This window comes from Paenibacillus taichungensis, from assembly GCF_047302525.1.
Taxonomy (GTDB): Bacteria; Bacillota; Bacilli; order Paenibacillales; family Paenibacillaceae; genus Paenibacillus; species Paenibacillus taichungensis_B.
The window spans coordinates 453,165-465,752 of record NZ_CP168020.1; the positions used below are offsets into that span (position 1 = coordinate 453,165).

General features: G+C 48.2%; 11 protein-coding genes. All 11 read left to right on the forward strand.

The genetic code is table 11. From position 1 onward, the window contains the following. The first annotated feature begins 119 nt into the window (after positions 1-119). Complete coding sequence (locus ACDJ58_RS02200) at positions 120-1,220, forward strand: D-alanine--D-alanine ligase (protein ID WP_063568050.1); 1,101 nt, start codon at positions 120-122, stop codon at positions 1,218-1,220. Positions 1,221-1,251: 31 nt separating this feature from the next. Then, positions 1,252-1,575 (forward strand): hypothetical protein, encoded by a 324-nt coding sequence (locus ACDJ58_RS02205; RefSeq protein WP_053779624.1) that lies wholly within the window; start codon positions 1,252-1,254, stop codon positions 1,573-1,575. A 155-nt stretch (positions 1,576-1,730) separates the two neighbouring features. Further along, the gene (uvsE, locus tag ACDJ58_RS02210; RefSeq protein ID WP_413375121.1) at positions 1,731-2,732 is read left to right on the forward strand and encodes a UV DNA damage repair endonuclease UvsE; all 1,002 of its coding nucleotides are present in this window, start codon (positions 1,731-1,733) and stop codon (positions 2,730-2,732) included. A gap of 107 nt (positions 2,733-2,839) precedes the next feature. Further along, entirely contained in the window at positions 2,840-3,703 is an 864-nt protein-coding gene (locus tag ACDJ58_RS02215; RefSeq protein ID WP_371121658.1) for an inositol monophosphatase family protein, read from the forward strand. A gap of 25 nt (positions 3,704-3,728) precedes the next feature. Beyond that, a complete protein-coding gene (locus ACDJ58_RS02220; RefSeq protein WP_413375123.1) occupies positions 3,729-4,013 on the forward strand; it encodes a hypothetical protein in 285 nt (94 codons plus the stop codon). Positions 4,014-4,225: 212 nt separating this feature from the next. Further along, complete coding sequence (locus ACDJ58_RS02225) at positions 4,226-5,542, forward strand: stalk domain-containing protein (protein WP_413375125.1); 1,317 nt, start codon at positions 4,226-4,228, stop codon at positions 5,540-5,542. 252 nt (positions 5,543-5,794) lie between these two features. Then, the gene (locus ACDJ58_RS02230; protein WP_413375127.1) at positions 5,795-7,582 is read left to right on the forward strand and encodes a cache domain-containing sensor histidine kinase; all 1,788 of its coding nucleotides are present in this window, start codon (positions 5,795-5,797) and stop codon (positions 7,580-7,582) included. Continuing rightward, positions 7,557-9,110: a response regulator transcription factor gene (locus tag ACDJ58_RS02235; RefSeq protein ID WP_413375129.1), complete on the forward strand. Its 1,554-nt coding sequence runs from the start codon at positions 7,557-7,559 to the stop codon at positions 9,108-9,110. The genes ACDJ58_RS02230 and ACDJ58_RS02235 overlap by 26 nt, the downstream gene beginning before the upstream one ends. A 221-nt stretch (positions 9,111-9,331) precedes the next feature. Continuing rightward, positions 9,332-10,615, forward strand: a complete 1,284-nt coding sequence (locus ACDJ58_RS02240; protein WP_413375131.1) for an ABC transporter substrate-binding protein — start codon at positions 9,332-9,334, stop codon at positions 10,613-10,615. 143 nt (positions 10,616-10,758) lie between these two features. Then, a complete protein-coding gene (locus ACDJ58_RS02245) occupies positions 10,759-11,661 on the forward strand; it encodes a carbohydrate ABC transporter permease (RefSeq protein ID WP_024633027.1) in 903 nt (300 codons plus the stop codon). A gap of 2 nt (positions 11,662-11,663) precedes the next feature. Next, positions 11,664-12,503 (forward strand): carbohydrate ABC transporter permease, encoded by an 840-nt coding sequence (locus ACDJ58_RS02250; RefSeq protein ID WP_413375134.1) that lies wholly within the window; start codon positions 11,664-11,666, stop codon positions 12,501-12,503. Positions 12,504-12,588: the final 85 nt, after the last annotated feature.

Sequence of the window (12,588 nt, forward strand, 5' to 3'; positions counted from 1 at the left end):
ACGGGATTCGGTGACGTGGACATCCGGTTCCGTGTAAAATAAGTCTAGATAACAGAATAAAAGTGGTGCTGAACATGCAGACATGGCAGCATCATTGCACAGATAATCGGAGGTTACACATGAGTATGGATAAATTAACAGTAGGCGTCGTTTACGGCGGAAAGTCAGGCGAGCATGAGGTGTCGCTGCAAACGGCGTTTGCTGTAACGAACGCATTTGATTATGAGAAGTATGAACTGGTTCCTTTTTATATCTCCAAACAGGGGACGTGGAAAAAAGGATCTGTCATGCACGCGCCATTCGCGCAGATTGAAGATTTGAAGCTGGAGCAGGCGGCGGGCGGAACCCAGGAAGCACTGAACGCGCTGTTCGGCCGTTTATATGGCGGAGAAGAGGCGATGGACGTCATGTTCCCGCTGTTGCACGGTACGTTTGGTGAGGATGGCACGATTCAAGGGATGTTCGAGATGGCGGATATGCCTTATGTTGGCGCAGGTGTACTGGCTTCGGCAGGCGGTATGGACAAAGTGGTGATGAAGAAACTGTTCGCGCAGGCCGGAATTGACCAATGTGCCTTTACGTACTTTAACGCTACTCAATGGAAGCAGACTGAACATGAAATGATCTTGCAGGTGGAAGATCAACTGGGCTATCCGTGTTTCATTAAGCCAGCCAATCTCGGTTCAAGCGTAGGAATCTCGAAGGCGCGTAACCGGGATGAACTGAAGAAAGCAGTAGAGTTCGCTCTCCGTTATGATACCAAGGTAGTCATTGAGGAGTTTGTAGAGGCTCGAGAAGTTGAAGTCAGTGTGCTCGGTAATGACGAACCGATGGCTTCTGTACCAGGAGAAATCGTATCTTCCGGTGAATATTATGACTATGCAGCCAAATACATCGATGGTCAGTCTCAGATGCTGATCCCTGCTCCGCTCGACCCGGAAGCCGCAGATCGCATCCGTGAGGCCGCATTACAGGCGTTCCGTGCGATTGAAGGCAATGGCATCTCCCGTGCAGACTTCTTCATTCGCAAATCGGATGGGGCATTGCTTATTAATGAAGTAAACACCATGCCTGGTTTCACACCATACAGCATGTACCCGCTCTTGTGGCGTGAAACGGGCGTATCGTATGCCGAACTGCTGGATCGCATGATTGAGCTGGCTCTGGAACGCTACAACCGCAAGCAGGCACTGAACTACGAGAACGGCGTACAGGCATAGCCTGGGGACGACAATATAAGGAGGGGTATGAATGGGATTTCAGACCGAATTCAATTCCGTGTGCAAATTCAAGAATGAACAAGAGCTGTTCGAATTGCTTGAATACGGCCGTGGCAAAATGGTCAAACAAGGCTTTCGCGTATTTCCTACCGGACAGAAAGTCATTGCTTACACACCGGATAACGTGGCCGTAGCCATCGTAAAAATCGTAGTCTCCATTGCGGAGATTAACTTCCAGGGTCAGGAAGTGACCGAAGTGGAGATGCAATTGATCCGTAAACTGAACGAGGAAGAATCACGCATTCAGACCGCTCTCGCGGACGAGATGTTCTTTGGTGAACAGGCTCAGGGGTAGTTTGTTATACGTGAACCGGAGCGAATGGACGGATTTGTCCAAATCACGATTATGGTCACTCTTTTAGGGTAAAACTTGGTTATATAAAGTGAAGGGAAGACTGCCGGCTTCATATGCCGGGAAGGAATCCCGCCCTAATAGAGAGGAAGAAATTCATGCTCGTACGTTTTGGCTATGTGGCGATGTCTGTGCTTGTGGAGAATGCTTCACCTTCCCGGACGATGACCATGTCCAGCTTCAAGAAAATTGATGATAGGGAAGCGGCAATTCGCAAGCTGGAACGGATTGCAGCCGAGAATTTGCATAATACGTTACGTTTGCTCAGACACAACAAAGGAAGCCATATTCATGTATATCGTTTCTCTTCCAAATTAATTCCGCTGGCAACGCATGAGGATCTCAGTGATTGGGACCCGTTTCCCGCGCTTAAGCAGGATTTTGCCACGATTGGTGATTTTGTGAAGGAGAACGAGATGCGTGTGTCTTTCCACCCGGATCATTTTACGGTACTCAGCACGCCTCGTGAGGAAGTACTGCGCAACTCGATGCGCGACCTTCGTCATCATGTACGCATGCTGGATGCCATGGGGCTGAATGCCACTGCCAAGAACAATATACATATTGGTGGTGCATACGGGGACAAGCCTAGTGCAGCGCTGCGTTTTGAAGAAAATTTTCTGAAGCTGGATCGGGATATTCAGGAACGGATAACGCTCGAAAATGATGACAAAACCTTCAATGCGCCCGAGACACTTGCGGTATGTCAACGTATGGGGCTACCCATGGTGCTGGATATCCATCATCAATGGGTGAACAATGAAGGCGAACAGCCGTGGGATCTATGGCCTGATATATTGAAGACATGGGAGTCCCCGCTCGCCCAAGCAGAATCACCGGCAGACAAGCCGTTGCCGCCCAAAATTCACGTATCCAGTCCAAAGAGTGAGAAGGACCTGCGTGGTCATGCTGACGGTGTTGAGGTGGAACCATTGCTTGCTTTTTTACGTCATATTGCAGCAGATACGCTCGCCCTTGATGTGATGATTGAGGCCAAACGCAAGGATGAAGCGCTGGTGCAGTTGATGCAGAAACTAGCATTCTATCACGAAGAGGGTGTGGAGTGGGTGGACGAGTCAACGGTTATCATTCATCCGTAGCGCCAAAAGGGGCCTGGGCAACGAGAAACTTTACGACCCTCGGGGCGTATACTTTTAACAAGTATTTTAATTTTTCGTAGATTGATATAGAAAGTAGAGTGAACGCTTTGAATGAGAAGGAAAAAACACCTTATGTCGTGACAAGCAAAAGCTATACTGCCGTCGCCATTAATGCAGCTTCCAAAGCTGGAGAGTGGATCAAGAGCCGTCTCGGAACTGTGGGGGAGCCCGGAACCAAGTATTCGCCGCAGGATCTGGTTACTGAAGTGGATAAAGGCGCGGAACAGATGATCCGCCGCCTGATTCTGACGCATTTTCCCCATCATGCCATTCTGGGTGAAGAAGGCGTGGAACCAGGACCAGAAGCATCAGCGAAGGCACTGAAAGAAGCTGAGGAAGAAGAGTTTCTCTGGATTGTGGACCCGGTGGACGGAACGACGAACTTTGTACACGGTTTTCCGTTCTATTCCGTATCCATTGCTTTGGCCCATAACGGTGAGGTGATTGTGGGGGTAATCTACGATCCTTCCCGTGACGAGATGTTTGTTGCGGAAAAAGGGAAAGGCGCATATGTGCACGGAAACCGGATGCTTGTATCTGGTGAACAGGAACTGGCACAGAGTCTGATCGCGGTTGGCTTCCCGGCGGATACAACCTACGCGTTGCCGATCAATATGGCCGCTGTCCAAGCACTGGCACCGCAAGTACGCAGTCTGCGTGCAGGTGGTTCTGCTGCCCTGCATTTGGCATATGTTGCTGCGGGTCGTCTGAGCGCTTATACCGAAGTCGGACTGAAGCCTTGGGATATCGCCGCAGGTGCACTGCTAGTTGAGGAATCCGGCGGCAAGGTTACCGATACCGTGGGAACGCCTTACCAACTGTCTGTGAGCCATGTGGTTGCCAGCAATGGCAAGATTCATGATGCACTGACGGGTGTGCTGAAGGAAGCAAACGCAACAGGTCTGGAGTAAAAATTTACTGAAGGAGCGAACAACAATGGATGAATCCAAAGAACTGGAACGACGTTTGAGTGATATGCTGACTGAAGAGGACATGGAGCAGTCCGGCGATGCTGACAAACGTGAACGTCAGCTGATTCCTCCTAAGTACGAGGTGCGCATTCAGACAGAACGGGACCCGATTGTTGAAGAAACGTTGAAGTACCGGGACATGGCACGTGAGGTGGACGATCGCTATGATCGCTACCTAGAGCGGTCTGCCGGGAACAAACCGGAAATGGACACGGATGGTTCTGATTCTGGAGACGCGAAAAAATCATAGTCTTAACGAGTGAACACCTTGCTTATACTCAACGGATAACAGACTTCCCTAATTAGGGGAGTCTGTTATTTCGTGCGGATATGGAGTCCAGACGACAGCGCCCCTTTAATAATGTTAGAATAGAGTTACACGAACTTCTGTCATCGGAGTGAACAGTGTAATATGTAATTATATTTTATTTTATAGATACGAGAAAAAGGAGTGTTCTAAGAATGAAGCGTAAACGCATATGGAGAAGTACCGCCGCGGGATTAACGGCAAGTATGCTGGCAGGGATGCTGATTTTAGCATCATCCGCACAGTCTGCTCATGCTGCGGATAGCAATACGTTACCAGCTGGAAGCGTAACATCATCATTGCCTGTACAGAAAGATGCGGTAGCGGTAACCAAGGAATTCCGCCTCGTCACATTGGGGGATTCCATCACCGTAGGGTATGAGCCGAACCTGAAAGAACTGCCATATGGTTATGTAGAACGGTTGCAGGAACAAGGCCTGCTTCACGGACGTACTCAGGTGGACAACTATGGTATTGCCGGATTGAAGAGCAGTGGTTTGAAAAACTTTGCAGATGCGATTAAAGAAGGGAAAGCGCTCACTTCCGAAGCTATTCAACCGAACCTTCCTGATCCAAGAGCGGCACAAGTTGGAGCCAATATTGCTGCCATCCGGGAGAGTGTAGCTGGAGCCAATCTCGTTGCCATCACGATCGGAGGGAACGATGTATCCGAGTTGCTCGGAACAGCAGATAAGCTGAGTGATGCGGAACTGGAAGCAAAAGTGAAGGAATTGCTATCTTCCTATACAGCCAATGTTAGCGCAGTTATCAATGATATTCATGAGATTAATCCTAATGCTAAAATCGTGATCGCAGACCAGTACCAACCCATGCCTGAAGTAGCTGGCAAAGAACTCTATGCGAAACTAATGGAAGCTTCCCAAGGGTTTACTGCAACTATTGATGGAATTGCGACTGAATTTTCCGCTAAAGGGATTGATGTAAAAGTAGCCCATGTCGCCAAGGAGTTTATTGGCGGTGAAGGCACGATGACTCACATGATTAAGGACCGCGATTTCCACCCGAATCAGTTCGGATATGAAGCGATTGCCAAAGTATTTGCAGAAACGATCTGGGGCGATTATACCAAGCTGACGGCTCCTGCTGCAGGCCAACCGATGAATATCATCGTCAGTGGTAAAACGCTGGATACGCCGTACAAACCAATCATCCGCAATGGCAAAAACTTTGTGGCGATCCAGGATATCGTGAACGCCGTTGGCGCAACCACGGTATGGGATAACAAAACATCAACCGCAACGATTACATACGGAGATCGGAAGGTTGCCGTGAAGATTGGTGCAACGGCTGTTCAGGTGAATGGTGCATCCGTAGCCGTGGATACACCTGCATTCCTGAACAAGGTGGGCACAGAATCCAAAACGTATGTACCTCTCGCCATGGTGGCCGAGGGTCTTGGTTTTGATGTGCAGTATGTAGCCAAGTTAAAAACCGTTTTTGTGAATCCGTAACGTAATAAGTAAATCGTATACTATCTTATGATATCGAGCAGCCAGATTTCCTTGATCTTTTCAGGAAATCTGGCTGTTTTTGCGTATATATTCATTCCTGACCAAGGAGTCACGCCTTCGTAAATGACCTCAAATGTTGTATAAATATGACTTGTCATCTGACCATGGATGTGTAAATATGAAAATAACTTACAGTAGATCGAAAACAGTTTCGAATGACGGCACCCCTCGCAAGCCAAAGGAGCGCTTTGGATGAGAAAAATTAAGAACGCTTTCACGACATTGCCCATTCATCACAAAACCATCCTTCTCATCGGATTACTGATGTTGATCAGCTTCACGTTCTATGTATCTGTCCTGGGATATGTGTTCAGCATTTATGACCGACAAATCTATGAGAAATCCTCACAGGTGCTTAATATGTCTTCGGTAGGCATCGAGAACCAGCTGCGTGAGATCTCCAATCTATCCTTCAAGGTCATGTCCGACGAGCCTCTTCAGCAATATCTTCTTCAGCTGGATAAGGCTGAATCAGGATATGAGAAAAATGGCCTGCGCAAAAAAATTACTAACAGACTGGTGGCATATGCAGGTTCAGAGAAATACGTCTATTCCATGATCTTTATCGATAATGATAATAATATTATGGCGGCTGGAAACCGGGAAGGAATCTCGGAGAAGAAGCAGAGGGAATTGGTTTCGCTGGCGCAGCAATATTCGGGGTCCAATGCCTGGTACACGGGTGGGGATCAACAAGCCAGACTACTGTCAGTTAGACAGGTAAAGTCCTTTACCGGTGGAGCATTCACGCTGGAGAAGCTGGGCACTCTGGTTATTCGTGTACGACTGGATCGAATTGTTCAGGACCAGATGCAACACCCGGCAGAGGATTCACAGCTATTAATTACAGATGGCCGTGAAGTGATCTACCCAACAGAGTCAACTGTCAGTAAATCTGAAATTGAGTCTGAACTGAAGCGTACTCAGCCTTATGGGATAGCCGTGTTCGAGCAGGGGAGAAATTTCGTCGCCCGTGCGCATTCATCCTATACGGACTGGGTGTATCTTTACATGACTCCCTTTGACCAGATGTTTAAACAGATCCAGTTTGTCAAACAGCTGGTGACCGTCATTTTTATCATGATATTCCTGGTGGCGCTTGTATTTGGAGCCAAGTTTTCCCGCAGTATTACACAGCCAATCGCCCAGTTGATCAAGAAAATGCGCAATATCGAAAAAGGCGACCTGGATAAGCTGGAGGAAGCAGCGCTGGGCAATGTCCCGATATCTTCACAAAATGAGGTCGGATTGCTGCATCGCACGTTCAAGATGATGGTACAGCGTATACGCGAACTCATTGACGAGAATTATGCGAAGCAACTCGTGATACGAGAGACTGAATTGAAAGCGCTTCAGGCGCAGATTAATCCACATTTTCTATATAACACACTGGAATCAATCAACTGGCTTGCCAAAGTGCAGAAGCAGCATCAAATCTCCGAAATGGTTGAGGCTCTCGGATTTCTGCTGCGAAGCTCAGTGAGCATGTCAGAGAAGTGGATTACTTTGGAAAGGGAACTGGAAATCGTCCGCAGTTATGTGACCATCCAGCACACGCGATTCGAGGAAAGACTTGATTTTGACATGGACATTGCACCTGAAGTGGGAACTGCACGCATTCCGAAGTTAACCCTGCAGCCATTGGTGGAGAACGCCATTCATTATGCATTGGAGCCAAGCATAGAACCTTGTCGTATTCGGATTAGGGCGAGAGCGGACGGAGACAACGTTGTGATTGAGGTGGAAGATGATGGTCCTGGCATGACTTCCGAATTTCTGGAGCAATTGCAGGAGGGACGCATACAGACGAGGGGACAGGGGATCGGACTGTCGAACATCAAGGAACGGATCAGATTGACCTTCGGCGACGAAGGCGAAATGATCATGAGCAGCAATCCCGGATCAGGGACCGTAGTATCGATCAGAATACCTTGGATCAGAGAGGACGATGACGATGTACAAAGTGATGCTCGTAGATGATGAACGTGTCATTCTGGAGGGAATTTCGCAAGTCGTGGATTGGGCTGCAGCGGGAACGGAACTGGTTGACACCGCGAGAAACGGGATTGAAGCGCTGGATAAAATCGGTCATTCGAGACCGGATATTATCATTACGGATATTTCCATGCCGGGCCTGGATGGTCTTGGATTAATTGAAAAAGCATCCGAAGCTTACCCTGGACTCCGCTTTATCATGTTGTCTGGCTACAAAGAGTTCGAATATGCCCGCCGGGCCATGCAATATGGAGTAAAGCATTACCTGCTCAAACCGTGTAACGAGAACCAGATTCGCGATGCCTTGTCCGAGTTGCTTCAGGAACACCAGGACGCCCAGGTGAAGGAACATGTGGCTGGAGAGATGAAACAGCGGCTGCAGCGGGTGCTCCCACATGTGAAGGAGCAGTTCCTGCTGGAGTTTATGACGAACCAAACCTATGGTCCGGTCGATTTGGAGTATTATCAGGAGCTGTTTGATCTGGAACTGGAGGATAACGAAGTTCGGCTTTTGCTGTTCCGAATTGCAGATGAACATGATTATAGTCATTTATTTGCGATCAAAAATATTGCGAGTGATCTGCTGCCCAACGTTCTGTTAAGTACTACCATTGAAGGCAAATTGTTAATTTTGCTGGGGGACTCTGCCGATCCGGTCGGTCTAAAGGAGAGCATTGAGGAAGTGCGGGCTGCTTTCACGAGACTATATAAACTGGAAGTTACGGCAGCCCTCAGTGAGGCAGATCGAATGATCCAATCCCGGCGTTTGTTCCGTGAGGCGCTGCAATGCCTGAACCACCGCTTCTTTATCGGCGAAGGCAAGCTGATTACCAAAAATGATCTGGCCCTGGCCGGGGAATGTGATGGTGTACATGTTGAACAAGATGCAGAGCAACTGTGCCAGTTGATTAAGTCAGGCAACACCGAAGAAGCTGCATCTGAAGTGGATCGCCTGTTCGAGCTTTTGTCTGGTCAGCAGCTTGAAATCGGGATTACTCGTTCGTATGTGGTGCAGTTGTACTCTGCAATGATTCATGTCTGTCCTCCTGAGGAGGCGACGGAATTCACCCAGCGGATGGCAGAGCTGCCTCATATCGACACATTGTCTGGCTTAAAATCCTTTGTCGCCAGCAGTGCAGCCCGGTTAACCTCCGGTTATTACAAAAATCATATTAGTCGTCAGTCATCTGCCGTGGAGAAGATGATGGATATTGTGGATCGTCACTATGGCGAAGCTGATCTATCGCTTAACGGGGTCGCCCATCAGATGTTATATATGAATCCGGATTATCTTGGAAAAATTTTCAAAAAAGTGACGGGCGAAAACTTTTCCAATTATGTGAATCGTTTGCGCATTGAGCGTGCCTGCGATCATATTCGCAGAGGTGGAGATGTGAAGGTCTTTGAGCTTGCCGAATTGTTTGGCTTCGGGGGCAACTCGCAATATTTCAGTCAGGTGTTCAAAAAGTGGACCGGCATGACACCTACCGAATTCCGCAGAACTGGCTTATAACAATTGACTGACGATCATGTAGTCGATGTATGAGGGGGACGAACAGCGCCGTTAAAGGTGCAGTTGTCCTCCTCTGTTTTTTGAACCAACAAGACGGTTTTGTGTATTCAACTATGGTCCCACATTTGCGAAAATGACAATATAAAGTTTGTGAAAGCGTTATCAGAAAGTGGAGGGTAACTCGTTCACACAACCATTTCAACATAAAAGGGGAGATTGGCATGGTGAAAAAGGCGATATTCCTGATGATGGCGGCATTGCTGGTATTAACAACGGCATGCAGCAGCAGCGGAGAATCGGGCGGAACATCTGGGGATGGTTCGGTAACACTTCGTATCGCGTGGTGGGGATCGGATGCACGTCACGAATATACACAGAAGGTCATTGACTTGTACAAAGAGAAAAACCCGAACGTCAAAATTGACGTGGAATATGCTTCGTTCGATGACTACTGGAAAAAGCTTGCTCCACAAGCTGCGGCGAATCAACTGCCGGACATTGTTCAGATGGATATTTCCTACATCAGCCAATATGCTCAGAACGGACAGCTCGAAGATCTGTCCCCGTACCTCGGAAACCAGATCAAAGTGGATGACGTATCCGAGAACGTAATCAGCACGGGTATTATCAAAGAGAAACAATACGGCGTACCAGCGGGTGTTAACGTACTTGGCTTCCAGTATGATCCGGCTCTGCTCAAAAAAGCGGGCGTGGATGCCATTCCTGAAAATATGACCTGGGAATCGTATGAAGCGCTTGGCAAGCAAGCGGCTGCCAAAGGACTCTTTCTGGACGGGGGCGTAGCGCCGGATATCTTCTTCCACTATTTCCTGCGGACCAAAGGTTTGTCCCTCTACAATGCAGAAGGAACAGGTCTTGGCTATGATGACGACAAACTGTTCGTTGAATTCTTCGGACTCATGCGCCGGATGATCGAGCAGGGCGCAGCGCCTTCGCCAGATCTGGCTAACCAAACCAAAGGTATTATCGAGGAATCAGATCTCGTTAAGGAAAAGGGAATCGGTATTTGGCAATGGTCCAACCAGTTCGTAGCCGTGCAACAGGTAGCTAACCGTCCATTGGAATTTGCTCCAATGCCAGGACCGGACATGGAAAAAGGTCTCTACATGCAGCCAAGTATGTACTGGGCGGTAACATCGAACTCGAAAGTGAAGGAAGAAGCGGCCAAATTCATCGATTTCTGGGTGAACGATGTGGAAGCTAACAAACTGATCAAAGGCGAGCGCGGTGTGCCGATCTCAGGCAAAATCAAGGAAGCTATCGCTCCTGAGCTGAGTGATGCAACGAAACAGGTATTTGACTTCGTAGCGTCCATGGAGCCTAAGGCTTCACCAATGAGCCCGCCGCCGCCGGTAGGTTCGCCGGAAGTCATTGCTTCTTTGGCGGATGTTGTTGAGGAACTGAACTTTGGTAAGGTTACACCGGAACAAGCAGCAGCGACATTCCGCAAAAATGCCGAAGCTGTTCTTGCCAACAATAAATAACTGTTGAATATGATCGCTTGCTCATCCCCTTACCGGGATGGACGGGAACAGGGCTACTCGTATAACGCGAGGGCCTTTCCCCGTCCAGTAGCCCGAAGCAAGGTTGCGGGAAGCAAGCAGATCAATAAAGGAGGTTCGTTCCGTTGAGGCAATATTCTTCGTTGCGCAGAAACCTAACCGGGTATGCTTTTATTAGTCCTTTTATCATCGGCTTTCTGGGCTTTACGCTTATTCCGATGTTTGTATCCCTATACATGTCGTTTACGAGTTATAACCTGTTCACTTCCCCACGGTGGATCGGGATGGACAACTACACCAAAATGTTCTTCGATGATCCGAAGTACTGGAACTCGGTTAAAGTAACGTTCCTGTACGTGTTCATTGGTGTCCCTCTAAGGCTGGTCTTCGCCCTTTTCGTAGCCATGATCCTGAATACGGGTTCCCGTATGGTCGGAACGTATCGTACCTTGTACTATCTGCCATCCATTATCGGTGGTAGTGTGGCCGTGTCAATTATGTGGCGTAACCTTTTTAGTAACGAAGGTGTCATCAACAGTGCATTAACGGCAATCGGAATCGGGCCAATCAGCTGGTTTGGTGATCCGAATGCATCTCTGGTTATGCTGATCTCGCTATCTGTTTGGCAGTTTGGATCTTCCATGCTCATCTTCCTCGCCGGTCTAAAAAATATCTCTCCCGAGATGTACGAAGCAGCAGGTGTGGATGGTGCCAACCCGGTACGCAAGTTTTTTGGTATCACCTTACCGCTGCTCAGTCCAATCATTCTGTTCAACCTGATTATGCAAACTATTGGTGCTTTCATGACTTTCGTACCTGCATACATCATCTCTAAAGGCGAAGGTGGTCCAATGGACGGTACGATGCTTTACTCGCTGTATCTGTTCCGTCAGGCATTTATGTTTAACAACATGGGTTATGCTTCGGCCATGGCGTGGATCATGCTTATTATGATCGGTATACTCACAGTCGCGGTGTTCCTGACATCCAAGTTCTGGGTGTTTTATGAATCCGAAGGAGGGAAGTAACGATGGTTTGGAGAAATGTGAAATGGCCCATCTATCACCTGTTCGTTGCAGCTTTGGCCCTCCTAATGCTCTATCCGGTGCTATGGATGTTGTTCAGTTCCTTCAAGGAAAGCCGCACCATCTTCGTAACTGCCGATTCCCTGTTCCCTACGGAATGGATCTGGAGTAACTATGCGGATGGCTGGAAAGGTGCAGGCGGAAGACCGTTTATGGATTACATTACTAACTCACTCGTTATTGTGGTCATCTCCACGATTGGAGCAGTGTTATCCTCGTCGCTAATTGCCTTTGGTTTTGCTAGACTCAACTTCAAAGGGCGTAACTTTTGGTTTTCCCTGATGATGTTGACCCTGATGTTACCGCATGACGTTGTACTCGTACCCCAATATATTATCTTCACGAAGCTTGGCTGGTTGAATACCATTCTGCCAATAGTTGTACCTACGTTCTTCGGGATGCCGTTTTTTATCTTCCTGATGGTTCAGTTCATTCGTACGATTCCGAAAGAGCTGGATGAGGCAGCTACCATTGATGGATGTAATAAGTTCAGGCTGTATGTCCAGATTATTATGCCGCTCATCAAGTCTTCACTCGCAACGGCTGCAATCTTCTCCTTCTACTGGAGATGGGAGGATCTGCTTGGTCCAGTACTGTATCTGAACTCGCCGGATAAATATACGGTCTCCATGGCATTGAAAATGTTCCTGGACAGTGAGTCTGCCTCCAACTGGGGAGCGATGTTCGCGATGTCCATTGTGAGTCTTGTACCCGTTGTAGCCGTGTTCTTTATTTTCCAAAAACAAATTGTACAGGGTATGAGCACCAGCGGACTGAAAGGATAAACGATATCCACTGGATTCAAACCCGGATTAGCATGTTGAACAAGGAGGTTGTTCCAATTGAATAAGGCCCAGGGTAGTCAGGCTG